The sequence below is a fragment of the Dermabacter jinjuensis genome (assembly GCF_902381725.1).
GTDB classification, from domain to species: domain Bacteria; phylum Actinomycetota; class Actinomycetes; order Actinomycetales; family Dermabacteraceae; genus Dermabacter; species Dermabacter hominis.
On sequence record NZ_LR698963.1, the window covers coordinates 1,613,735 to 1,640,197 of the forward strand.

Below are 26,463 nucleotides of genomic sequence, written 5' to 3' on the forward strand. Positions count from 1 at the left end.
GAGCCCATCCTAAAGGGCCGCGCGGTAGGATCGCACGGTGGAAACCGAGAACAAAACCGTGCTCACACCGGGAAATATCGCACTTGCCGCAACGCCCATCGGAAATCCCCTCGATGCGTCGTTCAGGCTCGTCGCAGCGTTGCGAGAAGCTGATCTGATCGCTGCCGAGGATACGCGCCGCGTAAAGCGGCTGGCGAGCGAGCTCGGCATCAGGCTAACGGCGCGCACGCTCGCGTATCACGAACACAACGAAGTCGAGCGCACCGAGACCCTCCTTGAGGCGGCGAGAAGCGGGCAAAAGGTGCTGCTCGTCACCGATGCGGGGATGCCGGTGGTCTCCGATCCAGGTTTTCGGGCGGTCGATGCCGCTGCCCGCGAAGGCATCGCCGTCGACGTGTTCCCGGGTCCTTCCGCGCCTCTCACCGCGCTTGTGCACTCGGGAATTGCCCCCGATCGCTTTGCCTTCGAAGGTTTCCTTCCGCGCACGTCGCGCAAGCGTCTGTCTGTGCTCGAGAGCCTCTCACGCGAGGCACGCACACTAATTTTCTTCGAATCTCCGCGACGCACGCGCGAATGCCTCGAGGCAATGGTCGACGTTTTCGGAGCCGAACGAGAGGCGTGCGTTGCACGCGAGCTCACGAAGACCCACGAAGAGATCATGCGGGGAACCCTTGCCGAGCTCGCCGCGTGGGCGCGTGAAACCGAGGTACTCGGCGAGATCGTGATCGTTGTGGCGCCGGCCCCGCCGCGAGAGGAGGACCCGGCTGATCTGGCGGCACTCGTGCTCGCGCGCGCCGAGGCGGGGGAGCGCCTCAAGGACGCCGCGAAGGCCGTTGCGCGCGAACACGAGCGGGTATCCGCACGAGAGCTCTACGACGCAGCCCTCGCGCACAAGAACGGGGGATAGCCCTCCTTATAGCTGAAAGGGCGCCCCACCGTGAAGTGGGGCGCCCTTTCGCGAAGTGCTGAAATCAGCCGTCGATCTCGATGAGGCCGCGCTGGTACGCCTTCGCGAGGCGGCGCGGAACCGAGGCGGTACGACCGCGAACGGTAACCTTGACGAGATCGGTGGTCTCGGCCTTCCAGTTCGCGCGGCGCGAACGGGTGCGGGCCCGGGACATCTTAAACTTAGGCACTGCCATGATGCGCTCCTTGCTCGAACTGCGTGAAAAATCGGGGTGGCGCACGGGCTAGATTCCCCGGCTGGGTCCCACGGGATCGCCAAAGGGGAGTGCTCGCGCACAACAGGAATCAATCTAAGCATATTTTTGGCTTTTGCGCGCGCGAGGAGGCTTCGCGTGTGTTGGGCTTCACGGGCGCGGGGTCCGACGCTTGCCCCGCACTAGGATGGCCCCATGAGCAACGCAGTGAACTCTCGTTCTGCAACCGCCGAAAGCGGCCACACTCGCGATCTGACGTGGCCGGAGGCCCCCGAGCCTCTCCCCGGCCCCGTGATTGATAACCACGCACACCTCGACTTTTCCGACGGTGAGGGGTCACACGGCATCGAAGAACACGTCGCGTGGGCAGAGCGTGCCGGGGTACGCGGCATCATCACGATTGGCTGCGACCTCGTCTCAGCACGGTGGACGGCCGACGTTTTGCGCGGCGAGCACATTCCCTCCGAGCACCGAGCGTTCGTCGCAGAGCGCTTGCGCGGGGGTGTGTCGATCCACCCGAATGATGCGGTCAATCATGTCGTAACCGGCAAGGGACGCAACGGCGAGGAACTTTGCTCTCTTGACGAGGCAATAGCGGAGATTTCCGAACTTCTCGACACTCCCGGCATGGTGACGATTGGCGAGACCGGGCTCGACTGGTTCCGCACCTCCCGCAAGAAGCCCGAACGGCGTGATGCGCAGATCCAAAGCTTTCGCATGCATATCGCGCTCGCGAAAGAAAAGGGCCTTCCCATGCAAATCCACGATCGTGACGCGCATCGCGACGTTCTCGACGTTCTCGATACCGAGGGCACCCCGGAGCGCACGGTTTTTCATTGCTTTAGCGGAGACGCGCAGTTTGCGCGCGAGGCCCTCGATCGTGGCGCGTACCTGTCCTTCTCTGGTACCTCGACCTTCAAAAACGCCGCCTATCTTCGCGAGGCGCTTGCCATTACGCCTCTCAACCGCATCATGGTGGAAACGGATGCCCCGTTCCTCACGCCTGAGCCTTTCCGCGGCCGCCCCAACTCGAGCTACCTCATTCCGCACACGATGCGCGTGATCGCTGAGGCGAAGGGCCTGAGCCTCGAGGAGGCATGTGCGGGAGTCCTCGCGACCGAGCGAGAGGTCTACGGATTCGCGGGGGCAGAGGGGTGAGCGGCACTTCGCGCGCGCTCGATAGCGGTACGCGTCTTCTGACCCCGCGCGATATTCGTGCGCTTGCCGAAGAGCGTGGGATCACACCCACGAAGAAGCGTGGGCAAAACTTCCTGCTTGATGCCAACACCGTGCGCGCGATTGTCGAACGCGCGGGCGTGAAGCGCGGCGACGTCGTGCTTGAGGTCGGGCCGGGGCTCGGTTCACTCACGCTCGGTCTTCTCGATGCGGGTGCATTTGTCGGGGCAGTCGAGCTCGATGAGGCCCTTGCCGCGCTCCTGCCGTCTACCGTCGCGGCGAAGCAGCTGGAGAGCTCGCGCCTCGCGCTCGTACATGCGGATGCGCTCGCACTCACCGTGCTTCCGGTTCCGGACGGTGCACCCAGCGCTCCCACACGGCTCGTCGCGAACCTTCCCTACAACGTTGCGACCCCGATCCTCCTGACCATCCTTGAGCGCTTCGAGGTCATCACCGAGGCGCTCGTCATGGTCCAGCTCGAAGTCGCCGAGCGGATCGCCGCAAAGCCCGGCTCAAAAATCTATGGCGCGCCGAGCGCGAAGGCTGCGTGGTACGGCAGTAGCGAACTTGCAGGCCGTATCTCCAGGCGCGTGTTCTGGCCTGAGCCAAACGTCGGCAGCGCACTCGTGCGAGTGCGCCGCGACCGCGTGCAGGCCGAGGGGGAGGCCCCGCGCGAAGCGGTGTTCGACGTTATCGACCACGCTTTTCTCCAGCGTCGCAAAACTCTGCGGGCCGCGCTCAAGCCGTGGGCAGGAAGCGGCGAGCGCGCCGGGGCGATCCTCGAGCGCGCCGGCATCGATCCTCAGCGCCGCGGTGAAACACTTGCGATCGAGGAGTTCATCGCCATCGCCAATAGCGCGCGCGCCGAAGAGGGCTAGAGCATCACATCAGCGGCCCCGCCGTTTCGTCGGTCGGGCGGCAGGGACGTAGGCTCGTGGCGTGAGTCTTCTTCTTGTCGGCGCCGAACAGCTGCATCTTCAGTACCCGAATCGAGTCGTGCTCGATTCTGTCACCCTCGGTATTTTCGAGGGCGATCGCATTGGGATCGTGGGGCGCAATGGCGATGGCAAGAGTTCTCTCATTCGACTCCTGTTTGGCGAACTTGAACCGTACAGCGGGCGCGTGACGCCGAGGAACGGCGTGCGCATGGGGCTTTTGTCTCAGTCCGACAACTTGGACGAGACCTCGACAGTCGGGCAGGAAATCGTCGGAGATGCCCCCGAGCACGAGTGGGCCTCAGACCCAAAGATCCGCAACATTATTGCGGGGCTGCTGAGCGACATCCCGTTCGAGCGCAGCATCGGCGCGCTTTCCGGTGGCCAGCGCCGCCGCGTTGCGCTTGCCAAGCTGCTCGTGGGCGATTGGGACGTGATCGGTCTCGACGAGCCCACAAACCACCTCGACCTCGAGGGCATTCACTGGCTTGCACGCCACATCAAAGGGCGTTGGGGAGCTGGGCAAGGCGCCTTTATCGTCATCACCCACGATCGTTGGTTCCTCGATGAGGTTTGCACGTCGACGTGGGAGGTTCACGACGGCATCGTCGAGCCGTTCGAAGGTGGCTATGCTGCCTATGTTCTTCAGCGCGTCGAACGCGACCGTATTGCCGCGGCGACCGAGCAAAAGCGCCAGAACCTGGCCCGGAAGGAGCTCGCCTGGCTTCGCCGTGGCGCTCCGGCGCGAACGTCGAAGCCCCGCTTCCGTATCGAGGCAGCGAACGCCCTGATCGCGGATGTCCCTGAGGTGCGGAACCCATTGGAGCTCAAGCGCCTCGCGACTGCCCGGCTCGGCAAGGACGTCGTTGACCTCCTTGACGTGGGCGTGAGCTACGGCGATCACGTGATCTTTTCTGACGTCACGTGGCGCATCGCTCCGGGCGAGCGTACCGGCGTCCTCGGCGCCAACGGCGCCGGTAAGTCCACGCTCCTCAGTTTGATTGCGGGCACCCTTGAGCCTACGCAGGGCCGAGTTAAGCGCGGCAAGACCGTTGAGATTGCCGTCCTCGATCAGCAGTTCCGCGAGCTTCAGGACATCGCTGGCGAGCGCGTGCGCGACGTGCTCGCGCGCACGAAGACGACCTTCACGATCGATGGCAAAGACTTCACTCCCGCGAAATTGCTCGAGCGCCTCGGTTTTGCCAAGGATCACCTCTCCACACGCGTCGAGGATCTCTCGGGTGGCCAGCGTCGGCGCCTCCAGCTCCTCCTCGTGCTCTTGAGCGAACCGAATGTTCTCATTCTGGACGAACCCACGAACGACGTCGACACCGACATGCTCACGGCTCTCGAGGACATGCTCGATTCGTGGCCCGGAACTCTCATTGTCGTCTCGCACGATCGCTACCTCCTTGAGCGCGTGAGCGATCAGCAGTATGCGGTCATGGGAGGGACTCTCCGTCATCTTCCCGGCGGGGTGGACGAATACCTGTCGCTGCGCGCACAGGAAGAACGCGAACGCACGGGTGGGGGCGAAGGCAGTGCAAAATCCGACGCTACCTCGGCCCCGGCCAGCGGCCTCTCCGGCGCGGAGCGCAGGGCCGCCGAGAAGGAAGCCAGTGCGATTGAGCGACGCATCGATAAGCTCCGCTCGCAAATCGAGAACATCCACGCGGAGCTCACCGAGCACGACCCCACGGACTTCGAAGGCTTGACTGCGCTCGGTCAAAAAGTACGCGAGCGCGAGAGGGAGATCGCCGAGATCGAGGAGCGCTGGCTCGAGATCCTCGAGCAGATCGAAGAAGGCTGAAACGCGGCGCTAGGGGGAGATGCGGCGCACCCGCTCACGGGTATTGCCATTATTGCGCCCTGCCATGACCGTGCTTTTGACGCCGTTGCGACGCCTGCCGGGAGTATCGAACGCCTGGACATTCGACACGCCGATACGGGTCTCGCTTTCGAATCGATATTTCTTATCGGTGTTGCGGTAGCGCAGGAAGAAGAACGAGTAGATCGACGTGAAGACGATGAACGCGAGAACGAAGGGCGCGGCGATGACCGCAACGCTCACATCGTCGCCGCTACTCGAGCTAGATTCCGCGAGGATCTGGCCGGCGACGAGGATCGAACCGCTGGCCGTGAGAATGGGGCTCATAGGACGACCGCTCCAATCGCGAGGGGGAATGTGATGGCGAAGGTGGCGATCGCGGCGAGTGCAGCGCAGCCGAACAGCTTGACCTTGTCGACCGGAACCGAGCCCATCGTGCGGCCGTTTCGGCCGTTCACCGCGATGTAGTGGATCATGCCGGTGCGATCGTCCTGGTAGCTGTACAGCCAGATCGGAAGGTAGAGCGCAACCCAGCGCGTGCCGTGGATCTCGAGCTCTTCGCTTTCCCAGCGAACGCCGCGGTCGTAGTCGCGGATCATGAGGTCTGCACGTGAGCGAGCGATCGAGAGGAAGTTGCTTTCGACCGTGTCGTCGATGTCGTCGATATCGAGGTCGCGGCGCTCCGAGGTGAAGCCCGCAAGGTAGTTCGAGTTGTAGGCGACGGCGTTCTTCGTATCGAACGGGAGAATCGCGTTGAGCACATTGTTGGTGTTGATGCTCGTGTTCATGTTCGCGCGCGAACTGTTCGTTTCCGCAATGAGGTCGTCGACCGTGAAATCGAACTTGCGCCCGAGCGTGTATTCGCGAATATCCGAGACTCGTTCGTCCTGGTCGTTGCCGATGTGGCGCGTGTAGCGGCGGAGCGTGACCTCGCCTCGCCCCTCGATGGTTGCGGTGAGGTTGCCGTCGACTGTCATGTACGGCACGTACACGCCTACGACGTTCTCGGGCGTGAAGTTTGCCTTGAATTGGCTCGTGGCGAAGAATCGACGATCTCCGGCGAATTCGCGTACCTTTTCGACACCCTGTTCATGCGTGAGGGCGAAGGGCAACACGGCATCGGGAACGGCGCCATTCGGGATCTGCTGGTTGATCGATAGCACCTGGCGGCACCAGTGGCAGCGCGCCTGGAGCGATTCGTTCGCTTTGATAACGACCTCGGCACCGCAGCCCTGGCACTTGAGGGTAACGACGGTGGTGTCGACGGCGATGTCATGCGTACCCGAGCCGCGAACAACGCCCCGCAGCTGTTCGATGGGGGAGTCGAGTCCAAAGGCCGTTTCCGCGACCTTCTCGTTGAATTCGAAGCGGCAATACCGGCACACGAGCGCCTGGTGCTGGAGCGAGTAGCCGATGTCGGTCGAGCCGCACCTGGGGCATTTATCGAAGCCGTCAGCTTTCCCACTTGCCGTGTTGACGACGTGCTCGGGGGTGGGGTCAACGAGCGCATCAACAACGTCTTGCGACGCGGTCCGGCCCTTGACGACATTCGCATCACTCATGTCGGGGCCACTCACGTTCGGCGCTCCCTCGGGCGTGGGGCGCATCGAACCGGCCCCCGGGCCTTCGGAAGGCATGGGGGCCGGTTGCGGGCCGGGTGCGTAGGTCAAAGGCCGAGCGCCTTCTTCTTTGCCGCCTCGTAGTCAGCCTCGGTGATGAGACCCTGGTCGAGCATTTGCTTGAACTGGGCGAGTTTCTCCGCGGGGTTCGGCTCGGCGCCGCCTTGGTTGGACTGCGCCTGCTGGCTCTGCTGGCCCTGCGGGCTCTGGCCCTGGCCGGCGAACGGACCCGACGCTTGCGCAGGCTGCACGAGGCCTCCAACGGCACCGGCTCCCATGCCCATCATCGCGAGGCCCGTGCCGCCTCCGTTCTCGCCGGCGGACTGCACGCCGCGCGCGACAGCCTGGTTGACGAAGCTCTGGTTGCGGTTGCCCGAAAGCGCATCGGCAGCCTGAACATCCTTGAGGAGCTTTCGCGTGTTCTCGTCGTACTCAATCGACGCGATCGCGACTTTTTCGATGACGAGGCCGCGATCGGTCGTCCAGCGGTAGTTTTCTTCGACCACGCTCGAGAGGGAGGCCGCGAGCCCGAGCGAATCCGACTGGATTTTTGTGATGCGGTTGTTCTTGTCCGGGTCATTCGTGTAGCGCGAGAACGCCGGGGCGAGCGAGGAGACGACTTCCTGGAAGAGCTGGTTTGCGGCGTCGTTTTCGGTATCGGTGAAGTCGAAGATTGGTGCATTCGCCGAGATGTAAACGGCGGGAACCCAGTTGTGGATGAACAGGAGCGGATCCACGATGCGGATCGTGTAGGTGCCGCGTGCGACGGCTCCCACCTGGGCGTTCATGTACTGATCATCCCAGTAGATTTCCGATTGAGTGCCGAAACGGTTGTTCGGGAGCTCCTTGAGGCTCACAAAGAACGCGAGCTGCTGCGATCCTGGTTGGCCGCCAAACTTGAAACGCTCCCACGACGTCTCGAGCGTTGACGCAAGAATGCCGTCGTTCGCGAACACGGTGCGGGAATTCGGGTCGCCCGAATGCCACTCGTAGCCGCCCGCCTCGGTAATGAGGCCGGTGACACGGCCGTCCTGGAGCGTGACGAGAGCGTAGCCCGCCGGCACGACAATCCGCGATCCGTTGCTAATGATGTTTTCGCTGCCGCGAGTGTTCGAGCCGCGCCCCGCGTTTGTTCCTCGCGGAACCGCGGGGAAAAGGGCCGCGGTGGGCGGGAGGTTGGAGGGGACGGTCAGAAAGTCCTTCCACTGATCGGCAAAAGTACCGCCCAGCGCGTCCTTGAAAGCCTGGATGAAACCCACGAAATCTCCTCTGTTAGAGCCGACGGACCGAGTATAGAGGATCTAGGTCACAGACAAACGGTGTTATCTGTGGGGTTATTTCTTCTTCGAGTGTCGGTTGGTCGTGAGGAGCCTCGGTTCAGATTCGAGGCCGCGAAGCCCGTTCCACGCGAGGTTCACAATATGGCTCGCGACAACCTCTTTCGAAGGGCGACTCGTCTCAAGCCACCACTGGCCGGTGTAAGAAACGATTCCGACGAGCATCTGCGCGTACATCGCCGCGTGCAGCGACGTGTACTTCTGTGCACGCATGTGCCTCACGAGAAGGTCTTCGACCTGGCTCGCGACGTCCACGAGAAGCGCCGAATACGTTCCCGACGTTTGTGAAGCCGGGGAGTCGCGCACGAGAATTTGGAAACCGTCCTCGTTTTCCTCGATATAGGTCAAGAACGCGAGCGCGGCCTTCTCCACGAGTACGCGGGGGTGCTGGTGAACATCGTGGAGCGCATCTCCAAGGACGCGCAGGAGGTGATCCGTTTCGCGATCGACGATCACGGCATAAAGACCCTCCTTGCCTCCAAAGTGCTCATAGACGATCGGCTTCGACACTCCTGCCTTCGCCGCAACTTCCTCGACACTCGTCGCGTTGTAACCCCTCTGCGCAAAAAGTGAGCGGCCGACGACGACAAGCTGCTCGCGTCGCTGGCGGCCCGTCATGCGGGGAGAGCGAGCGCGAGGGGGACGTGAATCAGACATGTGCAACATTTTCGCACGCCGAGGCGCGTACCGTTTTCGCTCTCGCGGCTTGAGGGGCTAGGCTTGTCCCCGGCGCCCTCGGGCCCATCCGCGATGGTGTAATCGGCAACACCCCAGTTTTTGGTTCTGGTATTCCAGGTTCGAGTCCTGGTCGCGGAACGATCCAGCACCGGATTCATCGCACCGGACACAAGGAGCACCTTTCCGTGGCACATTATTCGCCCGCAGCTGTCGTCGTCCTCGCAGCCGGCGCAGGAACTCGCATGAAATCCGCTCTTCCCAAGGTTCTCCACCCCGTATGTGGCACCTCGATGCTCATGCACGCGATCAACGCAGCGCGCGGAACGGGCGCCGGCGAGATCGTCGCGGTCGTCCGCCACGAGCGTGAACAGGTTCTCTCTCACCTCGCGCAGAACGCTCCCGAGGTCGTCACCGCCGATCAGGATGATATCCCCGGCACTGGCCGCGCCGTTCAATGCGGTCTCGACAAGGTTGAGGCGACCGTCGGAACCGTACTCGTGACCTACGGCGACGTCCCCCTGCTCCAGTCAGAAACGCTCCGCGCCTTCGTCCAGGCCCACGAGGAGTCTGAATCGTGCGTGTCGATCCTCACCGCTCACCTCGACGACCCGACCGGATACGGCCGCATCGTGCGCAGCGCCGACGGCTCCCAGGTCGAAGCTATCGTCGAGCATAAGGACGCGAACGACGAGCAGCGTTCGATCACCGAAATCAACTCGGGAATCTGTGCATTCGACCTGGCATTCTTGCGCGAAGCCCTCACGAAAGTTGGCACCGATAACGCCCAAGGCGAGATGTACCTCACCGACGTTCCCGGTATCGCCCGTGCCGAGGGGCAAAAAGTCACCGCGTACGTCATTGATGACGCAATCCAGGTGGAAGGCGCCAACGATCGGGTCCAACTCAGCGAGCTCGGTGTCGAAATGAACCGTCGGACCCTCGTGCGCCACATGCGCGCCGGCGTGAGCGTCATCGATCCCTCCTCGACGTTCATCGACCCCGAAGTCGAGATTGGGCAGGACACGACAATCCTCCCCGGCGTGCAGTTGCACGGGCACTGTGTCATTGGCGGCGACGTAACCGTTGGGCCGGACACGACCCTGACCGACGTCACCATTCACGACCGAGCCGAGGTTGTGCGCACTCACGGCTTCGGCGCGGTCATCGGGGAAGGGGCGACCGTGGGGCCCTTCACCTACCTGCGGCCGGGGACCGTTCTCGGCGCCCGCGGCAAGATCGGTGGCTTCTGCGAAACCAAGAATGCGGAGATTGGCGATGGCGCAAAGGTTCCCCACCTTTCCTACGTGGGTGATGCCGAGATCGGCGAGGGGACGAACATTGGTGCGGCAACGATCTTTGCGAACTACGATGGGGTGAACAAGCACAGGAGTGTCGTCGGCAAACACGTGCGCGTTGGAAGCGACAGCGTCCTCGTCGCACCTGTGACAATCGGCGACGGTGCGGCAACGGGAGCTGGAACGATCGTCCTTAAAGACGTCCCGCCCGGCGCCCTTGCCGTGAACGCTACGAAGCCTCGCATTACCGAGGGGTGGACGCTCACCAAGCGCACGGGCACCGCCGCGGCCGAAGCCGCCGAACAAGCGCTTGACCACGACTCTCGAACCGCAACCACCGAGGAGAAGTAAAACGATGAGCGGCATCATCACCAGCGGAGAAAAGCACCTCGTTCTCGTTTCGGGGCGCGCCCACCCCGTGCTCGCCGAGGAAGTCGCCAAGGAACTCGGTGTTGACCTTCTCCCGACGGACGCGTGGGATTTCGCCAACGGCGAGATCTACGTGCGCTACGGTGAGAGTGTGCGCGGGGCGGACGTCTTCGTTCTCCAGTCGCATCCGGCTCCCATCAATAACTGGCTCATGGAGCACCTCATCATGGTGGACGCGCTCAAGCGCGCGTCCGCGAAGCGCATCACGGCGATCGCCCCGAGCTACCCGTACGCTCGCCAGGACAAAAAACACCGTGGCCGCGAGCCGATCTCGGCCCGACTGGTCGCCGATCTGTATAAGACCGCCGGAATCGACCGCCTCATCTCGGTGGACCTGCATGCGCCGCAGGTTCAGGGCTACTTCGACGGTCCCGTCGACCACCTCATGGCCATGCCCATCCTCGCGAAGTACGTCGAGTCGACCTACGGCGACGAAGATCTGTGCGTTGTCTCGCCAGACGCCGGCCGCATCGGCGTGGCTGAGAAGTGGGCGAAGCGCCTTGGTGGCGTGAACCTTGCCTTCGTGCACAAATCGCGCGACCCGCGTCGCCCCAACCAGGCCGTTGCGAAGCGCATCATCGGTGACGTGCAAGGAAAGACCTGCATCCTCGTCGACGACATGATCGATACCGCGGGAACGATCGTGCAGGCCGTCGAAGCCCTCACGAAGAACGGCGCGAGCTCCGTGGTAGTGGCCACGACGCACCCGATCTTCTCGGACCCGGCCGTTGAGCGCCTCAAGAATTCGGCGGTGCGCGAGGTTATCGCGACCAACACGCTGCCCATCCCCGAGGAAAAGCAGTTCGAGAATCTCACGATCCTTTCGATCGCACCGCTTCTCGCACGTGCGATCCGTGCCGTCTTCGATGACGGCTCTGTGACCTCGCTGTTCGACGGCGACGCCTAATCACCTCGTCTGTCACCGGTCGCGCAGTCTGCTCGGCGTGACGTGCCTCGCTTCACGTCGCACTTTGTCGAGTGACTACGCGGCCGTGCCGTATGATTGGACGGTACTTCGGCGAGGGAGGGGCTTCGACCCACTCCGTTATCGACGCGGTTGAATCCTTGGGCTCGTGCTCCCACGTGCTCGGGGCGCGCCGTCTCGCCCCGCTTCACACCCAAGGAGTTTCACATGGCCGAGAACATCAAGGTCGACATCCGTTCCGACTTCGGCAAGGGCTTTGCACGCCGCATGCGCGCCGAAAGCAAGATCCCCGCGGTCCTGTACGGCCACGGCACCGAGCCGGTTCACCTCGCGCTCCCGTATCACGCGACGGCTCTTGCCGCGCGTCACTCGAACGCTCTTCTCGAGCTTGAGATCCCGAACGCTGAAAACGAGCTCGCGATCATCAAGGACATTCAGCGCCACCCGCTCTCGCGCGACATTCTCCACATCGACCTCCTCATCGTGAAGCGCGGCGAGAAGGTTGAGGTTGACATCCCCGTGACCGTCGAAGGCGAGCCTCAGTCGCCCGCCGTTGCCGTGGTTGACATTCAGGAGATCACCCTCCTCGCCGATGCACTCAGCCTTCCCGAACACATCGTCGTCGACGTTGAGGGCAAGGTCGAAGGCGATGCGATCTACGCCGGTGACCTCGATCTTGGAGACGCCGAGCTCGTTACCGATCCCGAGTTCCTCGTGGTGTCGATCCAGGTCCCGCAGGTCGACGAGGCCGACCTCGAGACGCCTGGCTCCGAGGACGACGAGGAAGCGGCAGAGGATGCTGCCGAGGAGTCGTCGGAGGGCGACGACGAGTGAGTTCTGATCCGCGACTTCGCGGATCGTGAAATCTAATGCAGGGGCGTCGCACACAGGTGCGGCGCCCCTGTAGCCTTTTCGGGGGCCGACGGTCGCCGGCCAGCCGGCGGTGACCAGGTTTTCTCCTGGATTAGTGCGGAAAGTAGAGTTGTGAGCGAGACGATGCTGATTGTGGGCCTCGGGAACCCTGGCCCCAAGTATGAAGCGACGAGACACAATGTCGGGCACATGGTGCTTGATCGACTTGCCGAGTGGGCCGGCGCCTCGTTCAAACGGCACAAAAAGGCCAATGCTTCAGTTATTGAGGGGCACATGGGGGCGCCGGGTACCGGCCGCCGGGTGATTCTGGCGAAACTTGGGTGCTACATGAACACTTCGGGTGGGCCCGTGTCTGCGCTCGCGCAGTACTACGGGATCGAGCCTGAGAATCTCATCGTCGTACACGATGAGATCGATACGCAGTTCGGTGCGATTAAAGCGAAGATCGGCGGGGGAGAAGGCGGTCACAACGGCCTTCGTGATATCTCGCGTGCGCTCGGCACCAAAGACTATTTGCGCGTGCGCGTCGGCGTGGGGCGTCCCCCGCAGGGGCGCGATACCGCGGATTTCGTCCTGGCTCCTTTTTCCTCGTCGGAGCGCAAGGTACTTGATGACCTCGTGACCTCGGCCGGGCAGTGCGTGGAGATGCTCGTGGAGCAGGGCCTCGTGGCGGCGCAGCAGGAGTTTCATTCGCGCGAGGCGATCCGCCCGTGAGCATCGCCCCCGTTCTCGCCGCCGCGGCGCACTCTGCTGATCTCGCGCGCTTCGTCGAAGCGCGTTCCACCGCCGAGGGCGTATCGATCATCGCCCCGAGCGGCATGCACCCGCTTTATCTTGCCGAGGCCGCTTCGCGCAGGGGACCGTCGGACCCGCTCGTCGTGGTGACCGCAACGACGCGTGAAGCAGAAGATCTTGCCGCCCAGATCGAGGCTCTCGTCCCGGCCGCGAAGGTTGCGCTGTTCCCCGCCTGGGAGACTCTTCCGCACGAGAGGCTTTCGCCGCGTAGCGACACGGTCGCGCGTAGGCTTTCCACGCTCTATTCACTGGCGCATCCGGACGAAACGGGTGGGGTCGAGGTACTCATGGTGCCTGTGCGTGCACTCGTGCAGCCGATGGCGCGCGGACTTGAGAATCTAGCGCCGGTTCATCTCGAGCGCGGCGACTTCATTGCGATCGACGAGCTTGTGGAGAAGCTCGTCGGTGCGGCGTACTCGCGCGTGGACATGGTCTCCTCGCGCGGTGAGTTTGCGGTGCGTGGCGGTATTGTGGACGTGTTCCCGCCGACACTCTCGCATCCCGTCCGCCTCGATTTTTTCGGCGACGAGCTTGAAGAGATCCGTTTCTTTTCCGTCGCGGATCAGCGCTCGATGGAGGATACTCTCGAAGCGTTCGATGCACCCGCGTGCCGTGAGATTCTTCTGACGGAGGACGTGCGCGCGAGAGCACGCGCCGCGATCGCGCAGCTGCCCGGCGCCGCTGACATCCTCTCGCGGCTTGCGGAGGGCATTGCCGTCGAGGGCATGGAGTCGCTGACTCCGCTTCTGGTGGGGGAGATGGTGAGCCTCGCGGACCTACTTCCCGAGCATTCGAGCCTTGTGTTCGTCGAGCCCGAACGCATTCGCACGCGTGTCGATGAGCTCGTGCGCACAACGGAAGAGTTCCTTGAGGCGGCGTGGTCGAGTGCAGCGCAGGGCGGTGCCGTGCCGATCGATGTGTCGCAGGCAAGCTTCTCGTCGCTCGAGGACACACTCGGCGAGCTTGAGGCCCGACACCTCCCGGTCTCCACGCTTGCCCCGTTCGGGCTCGATGCCGACCTCACGTCCGAGGCGAAGCCGCACCCTGGATACGGCGGCTCGATCGCGAATGCGGCGCGCGACCTCGCACAGCACGTCAGTGACGGATGGCGAATCGTCCTCACGACCGCTGGAGCGGGTACCGGGCGCCACATCGCCGAGTCGCTCACTGAGGCGGGTGTCACGGCGCGGTTCAGCGCTGATCTCGACGAGGAGCTTTCCCGCTCGCACGTGAGCATCACGACCGGGCCGATCACCGAGGGAATCCTCCTCGAGGACATCAAACTCATGCTCTTGTGTGAGCGAGACATGACGGGGAAATCGGCCGCTCGCCGATCTGGTGGCAAGAAACTTGCCGCACGCCGCCGCGCGATGGTCGATCCGCTCCAGCTGTCGCCCGGGGACTATGTCGTTCACAACCACCACGGAGTCGGGCGGTTCGTGGAGATGACGAGCCGCACCGTAGGCACGGGCGATAAGCGCGCGACCCGCGAATACCTCGTCATCGAGTACGCGAGCTCGAAGAAGGGCCAGCCTGGTGATCGCCTCTACGTCCCGAGCGACCAGCTCGACCAGGTGACGAAGTACGTCGGAGGCGAGGCCCCGAGCGTGAACAAGATGGGCGGAAGCGACTGGTCGAAGACCAAGTCGCGTGCGCGCAAGGCCATCCGGGAGATCGCCGATGAACTCGTGAGGCTCTATAGCGAGCGCCAGCGCAGTTCGGGCTTTGCCTTCTCGCCCGATACCCCGTGGCAACACGAACTCGAGGACGCCTTCGAGTACACGGAAACTCCCGATCAGCTTTCGACGATCGACGACATCAAGCGGGATATGGAAAAGCCACTTCCCATGGATCGCCTCGTGTGCGGTGACGTCGGCTACGGCAAGACCGAAGTTGCGGTACGCGCGGCCTTCAAGGCTGTGCAGGATGGCAAACAGGTGGCGGTCCTATGCCCGACGACTCTTCTCGCTCAGCAGCACGTCGACACCTTCACAGAGCGATACGCGGGCTTTCCCGTCAACGTGCGTGGGCTTTCGCGCTTCCAAACCAAGGCTGAATCGGATGCGGTGATCGAGGGGCTCAAGGACGGTTCGGTCGACGTAGTGATCGGGACGCATCGCTTGCTCACGGGGCAGGTGCGTTTCAAGGACCTGGGGCTCATCATCGTGGACGAGGAGCAACGCTTCGGTGTTGAGCACAAGGAGACTCTCAAAGCATTGCGCACCAACGTCGATGTGCTGTCGATGTCGGCAACCCCGATTCCCAGGACCCTCGAGATGGCCGTCACGGGCATCCGTGAGCTTTCCACTCTCGCGACTGCGCCAGAGGAGCGCCATCCCGTGCTCACCTACGTTGGCGCGCACGAGGATGCTCAGGTCAAGGCCGCGATCCGCCGCGAACTCTTGCGTGAGGGGCAGGTGTTCTTCATCCACAACCGCGTCGAGGATATTGAGCGCACCGCCGCGCACTTGCGTGAGCTCGTGCCCGATGCACGAGTGGAGGTCGCCCACGGCAAGCTTAACGAGGCCCAACTCGAGCGAGTCATCCTCGACTTTTGGGAGAAGCGCTTCGACGTACTCGTGTGCACGACGATTGTGGAAACGGGCCTCGACATTTCGAACGCAAATACCCTGATCGTGGAGAATGCGGACAGATTTGGTCTCTCGCAGCTTCACCAGCTTCGCGGAAGGGTGGGGCGCTCGCGCGATCGCGCCTACGCGTACTTCCTGTATCCGGCGACGAAACCGCTCACGGAAACAGCGCACGATCGCCTCACGACGCTTGCGACGCACTCGGAGCTCGGTGCAGGCATGCAGGTCGCGATAAAGGACCTCGAGATCCGCGGGGCAGGGAACTTGCTCGGCGGCGAGCAGTCCGGGCACATTGCCGGTGTGGGCTTTGACTTGTACGTACGCATGGTCGGCGAGGCTGTCGCAGCGTTCAAGGGCGAATTCGACCATACGGCGAAGGACACGAAGGTCGAATTGCCCCTGAACGCGCACATTCCCGTCGAGTACATCGATTCCGAGCGCCTACGCCTCGAGGCATACTCGAAGATTTCGGCGTCGAAGAGTGTCGACGAGCTCGAGAGCGTGCACTCCGAGCTCGAGGACCGTTACGGCGTGCCGCCTGCGGAGGTCGAGCGTCTCTTTCACGTCGCGCGCTTCCGCCTGGATGCCTCCGAAGCTGGGATCGACGAGGTGCAGGTACAGGGCAAGATGATCCGCTTCGCGCACGTGGACGTCACGGACAGCGTGCAGCTCAAGCTCCGCAGGTTGTATCCGGGAACGGTGCTCAAGCCTGCCCTTCGCCAGGTTCTCGTCCCGCATCCGCGCACTCAGCGTGTCGGTGGTATTCCCCTCACCGACGAGGCCCTGCTCGAGTTCTGCCGCGGCGTGATTGCACAGCTGAAGCCCGCATGGGCGAAAGAACGGGGTATCGAGCTTGCCGAGCAGCCGTCGGAACCCTCCCGCCCGCGTTCGTTCGGTTCGCGATCACCGCGCGCAAGTAGGCTCGAAAACTCACGTCGTGACGCGCCGCAAGGGACGCGCCAGGCGGGTCTTGGACGAAAGGGGCACGCGTGATGAACGGGTCTTTTTCGGGCGAGCTCAAGGTTGTTCCCGTTTCGCCCCTGAATGCGCCAGGGCTTATGACGGCGCGCGGCTGGGACACTCTCAGGGGCGCCGCGAGCGTTGCCCTGTCGTGCGCGCACCCGGCGTGGGAGGCACACGTGCGCGAGGCCGGGATCGAGTGCGTGCGGCTTGAAAGCGCAAGTGCACACGAGCTTGCGCGCTCGGTCGGCGCGTGGCTCGAGGATTCCGACGGCTGCCCGGGCGGGTATCTCGCCTGGCTCTGCGATTCCGAGCACCCCCACCTTCCGTCGCCTATCGAGACGATTGGCGCGCTCGAAGAGGCCTCCGGTGGGCCCATCGATGCGGATTATGTTTTCGCGTCCCCCGTCGCTCCCGGCGCTGCGGTCGTCGAGTCGGTGAGGATCATGCACGAGCTTCGAAGCCCAGGGGGTGATCCGTGGAGCGCTGCCCAGACACACGGTTCTCTTTCGCGATACTTGCTCGAGGAAACCCACGAAGTTCTTGCTGAACTTGAGCGCGAGCCGATTCGTACGTCGGAGCTCGTTGACGAGTTCGGGGACCTGCTGTTTCAGCTCGTGTTTCATGCCCGAATCGGCATGGAGGAAGCTGAGCCGTGGACGCTGGATTCGGTTGCCCGGTCTCTCAACGCGAAAATGTATCGCCGAAACCCGCATGTGTTTGGACCCGAGCGCGAGGATTTGAGCATTGAGGAGATTACGGCGCGGTGGGACCGCATCAAGTCGCAGGAGAAGCCGCGCCGTGCACTCGCCGAGGGGATTCCACTCGCCCTTCCCGCACTCCAGCGGGCGTTCAAGATCGCCGCGCGTGCGCAAGCTGCGGGGCGGGAGGAAGAGCTCAGGGCTGTCGTTGAGAACAGCGCGTCGAATGGGAGTATCGCCTCTCGAATAATGGCGATCGTGCTCGAGGCTGCAGCGCGTGATGAGGATCCCGAATCGGCTCTTCGCGCACTCGTGGCGAGGGTCGAGGCGCAATTGGCTCGCGACTGAGGTCCCACTCCGTGACCTGGGTCGCATTCGCCGCGCCGGGGGTGCGCAAAACCCTTCAGGTAGATCACACGATCCGCACTAGACTTGAGGGCGAAGGTCAAAGGCGACCCGCCACTTGAAAATCCTGACTAAGGAGGCCATCTCATGGCATTCATCTTCGACGTTCGCGGTCGCGAGATTCTTGATTCGCGCGGCAACCCCACCGTTGAGGTCGTTCTGACGACCGACGAGGGCTACCAGTTCCTCGGCCAGGTTCCTTCGGGTGCCTCGACCGGTGCATTTGAGGCCGTTGAGCGCCGCGATGGTGACAAGGGCCGTTACCTCGGCAAGGGCGTTTCGCAGGCTGCCGCCGCGGTTGCCGAAGAGCTCTCCGAAAAGATCGAGGGCATGGACGTGACCGACCAGCGCGCGATCGACCTCGCGATGATTGACGCGGACGGCACCGACAACAAGGGCAAGATCGGCGCGAACGCCATTCTCGGCGTGTCGATCGCTGTCGCGAAGGCTGCCGCTGCGGAAGCAGAGCTGCCCCTCTACCGCTACGTGGGCGGTCCGAACGCACACGTGCTTCCCGTCCCCATGATGAACATCCTCAACGGTGGCTCGCACGCGGATTCGAACGTGGACATCCAGGAGTTCATGATCGCCCCGATCGGTGCCCCGACCTTCGTCGAGGCAGTCCGTATGGGTGCCGAGGTTTACCACAACCTCAAGAAGGTTCTCCACGACCGTGGTCTCGCGACGGGTCTCGGTGACGAGGGTGGCTTCGCGCCGAACCTCGAGTCGAACCGCGCCGCTCTCGATCTCATCATCGAGGCCATCGAGAAGGCTGGCTACACCCCGGGCAAGGACGTCGCGCTCGCTCTCGACGTTGCTGCGTCGGAGTTCTTCGAGGACGGCTCCTACCTCTTCGAGGGTGAAAAGAAGTCTGCCGAGGACATGATCGCCTACTACGGCGAGCTCGTTGAGTCCTACCCGCTCGTCTCGATTGAGGACCCGCTCGACGAGGAAGACTGGGACGGCTGGGTTGCCATCACCGAGAAGCTCGGCGAGAAGGTTCAGCTCGTTGGCGACGACCTCTTTGTGACCAACCCCGTGCGTCTCGGTAAGGGCATCGAAAATGGTGCCGCCAACGCGCTCCTCGTGAAGGTGAACCAGATCGGCACCCTCACCGAGACCTTTGAGGCCGTGGATCTGGCGACCCGCAATGGCTTCTCCTCGATGATGTCGCACCGCTCCGGCGAGACCGAGGACACCACGATCGCCGACCTCGCTGTCGCGCTTGGTACGGGCCAGATCAAGACCGGTGCTCCCGCTCGCGGTGAGCGCGTCAACAAGTACAACCAGCTCATCCGTATCGAGGATGAGCTCGGCGACTCGGCCGTCTACGCGGGCGCTTCGGCATTCCCGCGCTTCAAGGCCTGAGCGGTTTACGATAGGGCTCATGCCTGATTCGTTAAAGCACCGAAGGGGCGCCCCGTCGAGACCGGCGGGGCGCTCCTCGGCGTCGCGGCGGCGAACTCCCGCAGCCGCCCCCTCCACGCCTACCGGTCGCGCGAGTCGTCGCCGCACGAAGGCTGGGCACACCGCATCGGCGCGCACGGCAACTTCGGTAAGTGCGGGTGCGCGCAAGGTGCTGGCTCCTATTGCGGGGCTCACGGGGCGCTCGCTCGTGCTGCTGGCGATTACGCTTCTCGCGCTCGTGGCGCTCGTTCCCACCGTAAATGGGTACGTCATGCAGCAACAGCGCCTCAGCACCCTTCGTGCGCAGGTTGCCCAGCAAGAACGCGAGGTCGAAGGACTCGAGGCTCAGGTTGCGCGGTGGGAAGATCCGACGTTTGTCTCCGCGCAAGCGCGCGAACGTTTGCTCTTCGCCTACCCCGGGGAAACGCAGTATCGCCTGACAGATTCAAGTGGCGCCGAGGTTCCTCAAACAACTCAGGCCGCGCAGGCGGAACAGCGCGCGAAAACTGCGTGGTTTGGCACGATGTGGGATTCGCTCGTGGCCGCAAGTCAGGCCGCTCCTCCCGAGGACCCCGCCGAAAAGCAAGGCCCCTGAGGCCGATAGTTGCCCGAAAGGTTGTAGTGCTTTATGCCAACACCGCTTGATCCACTTCCGTTCGAGAGCGAGGCAACCGAGGCGGATCTCGCCCTCATGGCTCGCCAGCTTGGTCGAACGATGCGTGGCGTGCATTCGATCGCACGTCGCTGCGCGTGCGGGGCTCCCGCCGTTGTGCGCACGGTGCCGCGTCTGAGCGATGGATCGCCGTTTCCCACGAGCCTTTACCTCACGCTTCCGTCGATGGTCGAGGCCTGCTCGCGACTCGAGGCGCGGGGGTTGCTTGCTGAGTGGACCGCCGAGCTGGAAGAGAACAGTGAGCTTCAGCAGAGCTATGCGCGCGCCCACGAGCGGTACCTGGAGCGGCGCTCCGAACTCGGTAGTGCCGACGAGATCGATGGCATCAGTGCAGGCGGGATGCCGCACCGCGTGAAGTGCCTCCATGCCGTGGTCGGCCAGGCCCTTGCCGAGGGGCCGGGCGTGAACCCGTTTGGTGACCGCGCCCTCGAACTGGCCTCTGATGATACGACGATCGATCGATGCCGATGCGACCTCACCCCCGCAATGCTTGAGGAGGAAGGCGCATGAGCCGCAGGGTCGCCGCGATCGACTGCGGCACTAATTCGATTCGTCTTCTCGTCGCGGAAGAAGCGCCCGACGGCTCCTTGCGCGATATCGCGCGGGAGATGAAAATTGTGCGCCTCGGTCACGGGGTGGACCGCACAGGGCGCCTCGATCCTGAAGCGATCGACCGCACTCTTGAGGCCACTCGTCAGTATGCACGCGTGATCGAGCAAAACGCTGTCGAAGGCGTGCGCTTCGCAGCAACGAGTGCAAGCCGCGACGCTGAGAACCGAGCGGAGTTCATCGACGGGGTTCGGGAGATTCTCGGCATTGAACCCGAGGTCATCGAAGGGACCGAAGAGGCGGTGCTGAGCTATCGCGGTGCCGTGGCGACTCTTCCCGATCCCGGACCCTCGCCTCGCCTGATCGTTGATATCGGTGGCGGTTCAACCGAACTGGTCTACGGCGAGGATGCGCCGCGAGCCGAGATCAGCCTCGACATGGGGTCTGTTCGCCTCACGGAGCGCCACTTGAGCGCCGACCGCGTGAGTGAGGGCGACATTGAGGCCGCTGTCCGCGATATCGACGCGCTTATTGATGAGGCTTCTCAGACGATCGATTTTTCCGCAGTTCGCGGCATCGTGGGAGTCGCGGGAACCGTCACGACTTTGACCGCCGTTGCCCTCGGCCTCGAGGAATACACGCCCGAGGTGAGCCACGGCGCAAGCATTGATGCCGAGGAATTCACGGCTCTTAGCTATCGAATTCTTCGATCGAGCGCGGCGGAGCTCTCGGCGCTCCCGGCGATCCACCCGGGACGGATAGACGTGATCGGCGCGGGCGCGCTTATTTGGGCACGGATCCTCGAACGGGTTGCGAACGAAGGCACACTCGAGCGCGTCACGACGAGCGAACACGACATTCTCGATGGACTCGCGATGAGCGTGCTCGATTCACTCAGTTTGGAAGCGCCTCAACGTGGTTGAATTGCATCGTTAGCGATGTGGAAAGGCAAGTTCACACACATGAACATCAATTCAGGAAACAAGCCGCACGTTCTCGTTCTCGGCGGCGGAAGCGTTGGTATGAACGTCGCAGCTGAGCTGCGCAAGAAGGCCGGCAACAACGTTGCCATCACGGTCGTCGACACTCGTCCCTACCTCACCTATCAGCCATTCCTCCCGGAAGTTGGCGCCGGTGCGATTGACCCGCGCAACGTGCTCGCGCCGTTGCGCAAGGTCCTGCAGGGCACCAAGGTCGTCACCGGATCGGTCGAGACCATCTCGCACGCGGATCGCGTCGTGACGGTCGCTCTCGAGGGCGATGAAACGATCGAGATCAGCTACGACTACCTCGTCGTGGGGCTCGGTTCCGTTCCGCGCACGCTCCCGATCCCGGGCCTTGCTGAAAACGCTATTGGGTTCAAGTGGGTCGAGGAAGCCGTGGCCGTGCGCGACCGCATCCTCAGCAACCTCGCCGAGGCAGCTTCGACCAAGGATCCCGAAACCCGCAAGCGCCTGCTGACCTTCACCTTCGTCGGCGGTGGCTTCGCTGGCTCGGAAGCCATTGCCGAAGCTGAAGACATGGTCTCCGCAGCTCTGCGTTACTACCCCGATCTTCACCCCTCGGATGTCCGCTTCGTCATGATCGAAGCTATGGGTCGAATTCTTCCCGAGGTTGGCGAAGAACTCGGTAAGTATGCTCTCAAGCAGTTCCGTGAGCGCGGCATCGAGGTCAAGCTCGAGACCTTCCTCAATTCGTGCGAGGACGGCATTGTCAAGACCTCCGACGGTGACGAATTCGCCTCGGACCTCATCGTGTGGTGTGCCGGCATCAAGCCGAACCCCGTCCTCGAGAACTCGGATCTGCCGCTCAACCAGACCGGCCGCCTTGACTGCCTCGCCGACCTCCGCGTCAAGGGCGAGGACGGCCCCCTCGAGGGTGTTTTTGCAGCCGGCGACTGCACGACCGTTCCGGATCTCGCCTCGGGCGAGGGCAAGGTTTGCCCGCCGAATGCTCAGCACGCCGTGCGCCAGGCGAAGTGCCTCGCTGACAACGTTGCGCGCGCGATCGACTCGCGCCCGCTCGTGGACTACTACCACAAGAACCTCGGCACGATGGCAACCCTCGGCATGTTCAAGGGCGTCGGAACGCTGTTCATCGGCGACAAGAAGGTCGAGCTTAAGGGCATTCCCGCATGGCTCGGCGCTCGCGCCTACCACGTCTATGCCATGCCTACGCTCGGCCGTAAGGCCGGTGTCGTCGCGGGTTGGGTGAGCTCGTTGCTCGGCAACCGCGAAATTCTCGGTATCGCCCAGGCGACAGAACCCCGCAAGGCCTTTGAGCTTGCGGCGGCGTCGACGCCGAAGAAGAAGTAAGCCCCGTTTGGGGAAATGGCGCGGAGCTTTCGCGCCAAAACGCAAGGCCCGGCACCTCGAGGTGCCGGGCCTTGCTGGTCTCTTCTCGAAGTACGTATGCTTGCAGGAGCACATGAGCGAGCCCACCATGGGCGTAAGCGGAGACCGGCCAGCGTCGGCCCTCCCGCGCCCCCAGAACGAAGCCGGAGATGCCATGGAAATCTACATTCGCCCCACCGCCGACGACGCGAGCGTGGTCGTTGCCGATCACATCGAGGCTGCTATTCGCGAAGCAGATGGTGGCCCCGTCACTCTCGGCCTCGCGACGGGGTCCTCGCCGATCGCGGCTTATGACGAACTCGCGCGGCGTCACCGTGACGAGGGCCTGAGCTTTGCGAATGTCACTGTCTTCATGCTCGACGAGTACGTGGGGCTTTCGCCCGAGCACCCCCAAAGCTACGCGCGTTTTATTCGCGAGCACCTTGTTGAAAAGGTGGATCTCGACACTGCGAAGGTGTTTTGCCCTCGCGGTGACACGGGGGATCCGGTTGCCGAAGCAGCCCGGTATGACGCCGCGATCAAGGATGCAGGCGGCGTTGATCTCCAGCTCCTCGGGGTCGGGGCGACCGGTCACATCGGCTTTAACGAACCGGGCACGTCGCTCGCTTCGCGCACGCACCTGGTGACGCTCACCCCCAAGACGATCGCTGACAACTCGCGTTTCTTCGATTCGAAAGATGACGTTCCCATCCACGCCATCAGCCAGGGAGTCGGCACAATCCGCGAGGCCAGGAAACTTCTCCTCATCGCAACGGGGGAGAACAAGGCTGAAGCCGTTCGCCAGACAATCGAGGGAGGGGTGAGTGCCCGCTGGACATCGACCGCGCTCCAGCTTCACGAGGACGCCACCATCGTTGTGGATAGCTCCGCGGCCTCGAAGCTCGACTACCTCGACTACTACCGCTTTATCGACGCTAATCGCCCCGAAAAGAAGTAAAACTCGAGTTCTTCGTCTCGCTGGCCCGGCCCAAAGCGTTGCTTTGGCCGGGCCTTTTCCTACAATGGGAGCCATGTCCCAAACCCACAGTGCTCCCTCAAAGGGTGCGGCTTTCTCGCGCCTCGATTCGTTTTTCTCGATCTCTAAACGCGGTTCGACGGTCGGCCGTGAAGTGCGTGGCGGCATGGTCACGTTCTTTGCGATGTGTTACATCGTTGTACTGAACCCGCTCATTATCGGCACCGTGCCGGATTCGACCGGCATGTACCTCGGCGGTGGAACCGAGCCGAATATGCCCGCTGTTGCCGCGGGAACGGCGCTGATTGCTGCCGTGTGTTCGATCTTCATGGGAGCGTGGGCGAATTTCCCGCTCGCGATGGCGGCGGGTCTCGGGCTCAACGCGTACCTCGCCTACGGCGTCGTATCACTGCCCGGCATGACCTGGGCCGGTGCGATGGGGCTCGTGCTCGTGGAAGGCATCATTATTCTTTTGCTCGTTCTCACGGGCTTTCGCAAGGCGGTATTCCTCGCGGTCCCGCAGTTCCTCAAGACCGCCATCGCTGTGGGCATGGGCCTGTTCATCGCGTTTATTGGGCTCATCAACGCCCGCTTCGTGACCACCGGTGGTGGCACCCCCGTGCAGCTCGGTAACTCAGGCTCGCTCATTGGCTGGCCTACAGCCGTGTTCGTCTTCGGGCTCATCCTCATGATCGTGCTGTGGGTGAGGAAGGTCCCCGGCGCGATTCTCATCGCGATTATCGCTGCGACAGTGCTCGCCATTGTCATCGAGAACACCGTCGGAATCGGTCAGTTCGCCCCCGCCACTGACGCCGATGCAGGTAACCCTTACGGCTGGTCCATGAACGTGCCCGCCCTGAGCGGAAGCGCGTTCGCACTGCCCGATTTCAGCACCCTGTTCCAGGTCGATCCGGTCGGTGGACTGCGCGCCATCGGTGTCGTCGGCGCCATCATCGTCGTGTTCTCCCTCCTCCTCGCAGACTTTTTCGACACGATGGGCACCATGGTTGCGGTTGGCACCGAGGCAGGGCTCGTTGACGACAACAGCGATGTCGAGAACAGCCAGCGGATCCTCATCGCCGACTCTGTCGGGGCGATCATGGGTGGCGTCGGTGGTGTCTCCTCCAACACGAGCTTCGTTGAAAGCGCGACCGGCGTCGGTGAAGGCGCCCGGACGGGCCTCGCGACCGTCGTCACTGGCCTGTGTTTCGTCGTCGCGATGTTCCTATCGCCGATCGTCGCTCTCGTGCCGTACGAGGCTGCGACCCCGGCCCTCGTCCTCGTCGGATTCCTCATGATGAGCCAGGTCGTGGACATCGATTTCAGTGACCTCACGAAGGCTATTCCCGCCTTCCTCACGATCATCCTCATGCCGTTCGCGTACTCGATCACCGTGGGCATGGGGGCGGGCTTCATCCTGTACGTGGTCATCCAAATTGTCGTGGGCAACGCGAAAAAGGTGCATTGGCTCATGTATGTCGTGAGCGCACTGTTCGTGATGTACTTCCTCCGTGATGCACTCACGGGGCTCATCGGGCTCTGACGCGCCCGTACCCCGCGTTGCGCGCACCGCGACCTCGATCAGGCACAATAGACCCCATGACGCGAGCTGATCTCACCAAGAACCCCGCCGACGTCTCGACTATGTTTGACGGCGTCGCTGGGCGCTACGACCTCCTCAACACCGTCCTTGCCTTCGGTCAGGATCGAGGGTGGCGATCGGCGATGGTGGAAGCGCTCGATCTGCCGAAGGGGAGCGGAGCTCGCGTACTTGATGTGGCGGCCGGGACCGGTACCTCGAGCGCGGCGATCGCGCGTGCGGGTCACCGGGTTCTTGCGTCTGATTTTTCGGCTGGCATGATGGCGGAGGGGCGCAAGAGGCAACCACACATCCCCTTCGTGGGGGCCGACGCTACCAACCTCCCGTTCACGTCAGATTCATTTGATGCAGCCGTCATTAGTTTCGGTCTGCGCAATGTCGTTGAACCGCGAAAAGCTCTCTCCGAAATGGCGCGCGTGGTGAAGCCGGGCGGGACCGTCGTCGTGTGCGAGTTTTCGACCCCGAACAATCGCGCGTTCCGCCACGTCTACTCGCGCTACATCATGGGAATGCTGCCGCACGTGGCATCGCAGGTATCGGCGAATGGTGCTGCTTACAGCTACCTCGCCGAGTCAATTCTTGCCTGGCCCGATCAGGAGGGCCTACGCGAGTGGTTCCTTGAGCTCGGGCTCGAACGAGCGCAGTATCGCAACCTCAGCGGCGGCATCGTCGCGCTCCACAGGGGCTACGTCCCGCACGCCTAGGTCGGCCCGCGAGGTCGCAGTGACTTCGCGTCTTTGAATTGTCTCTGTCTGCAGTACGCAGCCAGGACCCCTTACCGACGTCTCGCGCAAATACCTCGGATCTTTCCGTGCCGGAGCGAGAGGAGCTGGCCAGTTTTTGGGGTGTTTTATGGTGTGGGCCACGAGTTGGGGTGTGTGGTTTGCGCAGGGGTGGTGTGGGGCGTAGTGTTTTTCCTCGTTGCCCCGGAGGAATGTGGCGGGTGCTTGCTGGTTGTTGCTGGTGGGTGCGTGTGGTGTTTCTTGGTTGTTGGGCTGGGCTTTCGCTCTTGTTCGTGTTGCGGATCACGCGGCGTGGATTTGACGGGGTGGGTCTGGTTCGGTAAGTTGTAGGGGTTGCTCCAAAACGAAGTGCTCGTGTGAGTGTGGGTGTTTGGGTGCGTGTGTTGTTTGATATCTCAATAGTGTGTCTGTTTATTGATGCCAATTTTTTTTGGCAGGAACATTGAATTTCTTGTTCAATTTCTGGATGGTCAGC

23 protein-coding genes and 1 tRNA gene are annotated in these 26,463 nt (G+C 62.9%); 19 read left to right on the top strand and 5 right to left on the bottom strand.

Annotated elements, in window-relative coordinates; genetic code table 11:
- Positions 1 to 37: 37 nt before the first annotated feature.
- Positions 38 to 907 (top strand): 16S rRNA (cytidine(1402)-2'-O)-methyltransferase, encoded by an 870-nt coding sequence (gene rsmI / locus FXY94_RS07145; protein WP_016664358.1) that lies wholly within the window; start codon positions 38 to 40, stop codon positions 905 to 907.
- A gap of 64 nt (positions 908 to 971) precedes the next feature.
- On the opposite strand, the gene rpmF is transcribed toward rsmI, so the two are convergent.
- Complete coding sequence (rpmF, locus tag FXY94_RS07150; RefSeq protein ID WP_016664359.1) at positions 972 to 1,142, bottom strand: 50S ribosomal protein L32; 171 nt, start codon at positions 1,140 to 1,142, stop codon at positions 972 to 974.
- A 213-nt stretch (positions 1,143 to 1,355) separates the two neighbouring features.
- Between rpmF and FXY94_RS07155 the strand changes: the two genes are divergently transcribed.
- From FXY94_RS07155 to FXY94_RS07165, 3 genes are all read left to right on the top strand, one after another.
- Positions 1,356 to 2,318 (top strand): TatD family hydrolase, encoded by a 963-nt coding sequence (locus tag FXY94_RS07155; protein ID WP_016664360.1) that lies wholly within the window; start codon positions 1,356 to 1,358, stop codon positions 2,316 to 2,318.
- Entirely contained in the window at positions 2,315 to 3,214 is a 900-nt protein-coding gene (rsmA, locus tag FXY94_RS07160; RefSeq protein WP_016664361.1) for a 16S rRNA (adenine(1518)-N(6)/adenine(1519)-N(6))-dimethyltransferase RsmA, read from the top strand. Before FXY94_RS07155 ends, rsmA begins: the two co-directional genes overlap by 4 nt.
- Before the next feature lie 61 nt (positions 3,215 to 3,275).
- A complete protein-coding gene (locus FXY94_RS07165) occupies positions 3,276 to 5,081 on the top strand; it encodes an ABC-F family ATP-binding cassette domain-containing protein (RefSeq protein ID WP_016664362.1) in 1,806 nt (601 codons plus the stop codon).
- A gap of 9 nt (positions 5,082 to 5,090) precedes the next feature.
- Here FXY94_RS07165 and FXY94_RS07170 read toward each other — a convergent pair whose 3' ends face one another.
- The 4 genes from FXY94_RS07170 to FXY94_RS07185 all read right to left on the bottom strand — a co-directional run bounded on the left by FXY94_RS07170 (position 5,091) and on the right by FXY94_RS07185 (position 8,712).
- Positions 5,091 to 5,426: a hypothetical protein gene (locus FXY94_RS07170; RefSeq protein ID WP_016664363.1), complete on the bottom strand. Its 336-nt coding sequence runs from the start codon at positions 5,424 to 5,426 to the stop codon at positions 5,091 to 5,093.
- The gene (locus FXY94_RS07175; protein ID WP_016664364.1) at positions 5,423 to 6,769 is read right to left on the bottom strand and encodes a hypothetical protein; all 1,347 of its coding nucleotides are present in this window, start codon (positions 6,767 to 6,769) and stop codon (positions 5,423 to 5,425) included. Before FXY94_RS07175 ends, FXY94_RS07170 begins: the two co-directional genes overlap by 4 nt.
- Positions 6,766 to 7,977, bottom strand: a complete 1,212-nt coding sequence (locus FXY94_RS07180; RefSeq protein ID WP_016664365.1) for an SPFH domain-containing protein — start codon at positions 7,975 to 7,977, stop codon at positions 6,766 to 6,768. Before FXY94_RS07180 ends, FXY94_RS07175 begins: the two co-directional genes overlap by 4 nt.
- Positions 7,978 to 8,052: 75 nt before the next feature.
- A complete protein-coding gene (locus FXY94_RS07185) occupies positions 8,053 to 8,712 on the bottom strand; it encodes a TetR/AcrR family transcriptional regulator (protein ID WP_232049693.1) in 660 nt (219 codons plus the stop codon).
- Positions 8,713 to 8,799: 87 nt separating this feature from the next.
- On the opposite strand from FXY94_RS07185, the gene FXY94_RS07190 reads away from it, so the two are divergent.
- From FXY94_RS07190 to FXY94_RS07260, 15 genes are all read left to right on the top strand, one after another.
- Positions 8,800 to 8,871 (top strand) — tRNA-Gln (locus FXY94_RS07190).
- A gap of 47 nt (positions 8,872 to 8,918) precedes the next feature.
- The gene (glmU, locus tag FXY94_RS07195; RefSeq protein ID WP_016664367.1) at positions 8,919 to 10,379 is read left to right on the top strand and encodes a bifunctional UDP-N-acetylglucosamine diphosphorylase/glucosamine-1-phosphate N-acetyltransferase GlmU; all 1,461 of its coding nucleotides are present in this window, start codon (positions 8,919 to 8,921) and stop codon (positions 10,377 to 10,379) included.
- Between the two features lie 4 nt (positions 10,380 to 10,383).
- Complete coding sequence (locus tag FXY94_RS07200; protein ID WP_016664368.1) at positions 10,384 to 11,364, top strand: ribose-phosphate diphosphokinase; 981 nt, start codon at positions 10,384 to 10,386, stop codon at positions 11,362 to 11,364.
- A 225-nt stretch (positions 11,365 to 11,589) separates the two neighbouring features.
- Positions 11,590 to 12,216, top strand: a complete 627-nt coding sequence (locus FXY94_RS07205) for a 50S ribosomal protein L25/general stress protein Ctc (protein ID WP_016664369.1) — start codon at positions 11,590 to 11,592, stop codon at positions 12,214 to 12,216.
- A gap of 150 nt (positions 12,217 to 12,366) precedes the next feature.
- A complete protein-coding gene (pth, locus tag FXY94_RS07210; protein WP_040386520.1) occupies positions 12,367 to 12,969 on the top strand; it encodes an aminoacyl-tRNA hydrolase in 603 nt (200 codons plus the stop codon).
- Complete coding sequence (mfd, locus tag FXY94_RS07215; protein ID WP_016664371.1) at positions 12,966 to 16,634, top strand: transcription-repair coupling factor; 3,669 nt, start codon at positions 12,966 to 12,968, stop codon at positions 16,632 to 16,634. Before pth ends, mfd begins: the two co-directional genes overlap by 4 nt.
- Positions 16,634 to 17,650, top strand: coding sequence for a MazG nucleotide pyrophosphohydrolase domain-containing protein (locus FXY94_RS11020; RefSeq protein ID WP_016664372.1), 1,017 nt, complete (start codon positions 16,634 to 16,636; stop codon positions 17,648 to 17,650). The genes mfd and FXY94_RS11020 overlap by 1 nt, the downstream gene beginning before the upstream one ends.
- A 144-nt stretch (positions 17,651 to 17,794) precedes the next feature.
- On the top strand, positions 17,795 to 19,075 hold the full coding sequence (eno, locus tag FXY94_RS07225) for a phosphopyruvate hydratase (RefSeq protein WP_016664373.1): 1,281 nt from the start codon (positions 17,795 to 17,797) through the stop codon (positions 19,073 to 19,075).
- A gap of 19 nt (positions 19,076 to 19,094) precedes the next feature.
- Positions 19,095 to 19,709, top strand: coding sequence for an FtsB family cell division protein (locus FXY94_RS07230; protein ID WP_147594907.1), 615 nt, complete (start codon positions 19,095 to 19,097; stop codon positions 19,707 to 19,709).
- Between the two features lie 33 nt (positions 19,710 to 19,742).
- Positions 19,743 to 20,297, top strand: coding sequence for a DUF501 domain-containing protein (locus FXY94_RS07235; protein WP_016664375.1), 555 nt, complete (start codon positions 19,743 to 19,745; stop codon positions 20,295 to 20,297).
- Entirely contained in the window at positions 20,294 to 21,259 is a 966-nt protein-coding gene (locus FXY94_RS07240) for a Ppx/GppA phosphatase family protein (RefSeq protein WP_016664376.1), read from the top strand. Before FXY94_RS07235 ends, FXY94_RS07240 begins: the two co-directional genes overlap by 4 nt.
- Positions 21,260 to 21,298: 39 nt before the next feature.
- Positions 21,299 to 22,651 carry an NAD(P)/FAD-dependent oxidoreductase gene (locus tag FXY94_RS07245; protein ID WP_034374785.1) on the top strand — a complete coding sequence of 451 codons (1,353 nt, stop codon included), beginning with the start codon at positions 21,299 to 21,301 and terminating at the stop codon, positions 22,649 to 22,651.
- 193 nt (positions 22,652 to 22,844) lie between these two features.
- The gene (gene nagB, locus FXY94_RS07250; protein WP_040386929.1) at positions 22,845 to 23,627 is read left to right on the top strand and encodes a glucosamine-6-phosphate deaminase; all 783 of its coding nucleotides are present in this window, start codon (positions 22,845 to 22,847) and stop codon (positions 23,625 to 23,627) included.
- 64 nt (positions 23,628 to 23,691) lie between these two features.
- Positions 23,692 to 25,188, top strand: coding sequence for an NCS2 family permease (locus FXY94_RS07255; protein ID WP_016664379.1), 1,497 nt, complete (start codon positions 23,692 to 23,694; stop codon positions 25,186 to 25,188).
- A 56-nt stretch (positions 25,189 to 25,244) separates the two neighbouring features.
- Positions 25,245 to 25,949 (top strand): class I SAM-dependent methyltransferase, encoded by a 705-nt coding sequence (locus tag FXY94_RS07260; RefSeq protein WP_016664380.1) that lies wholly within the window; start codon positions 25,245 to 25,247, stop codon positions 25,947 to 25,949.
- The last annotated feature ends 514 nt before the right edge of the window (positions 25,950 to 26,463 follow it).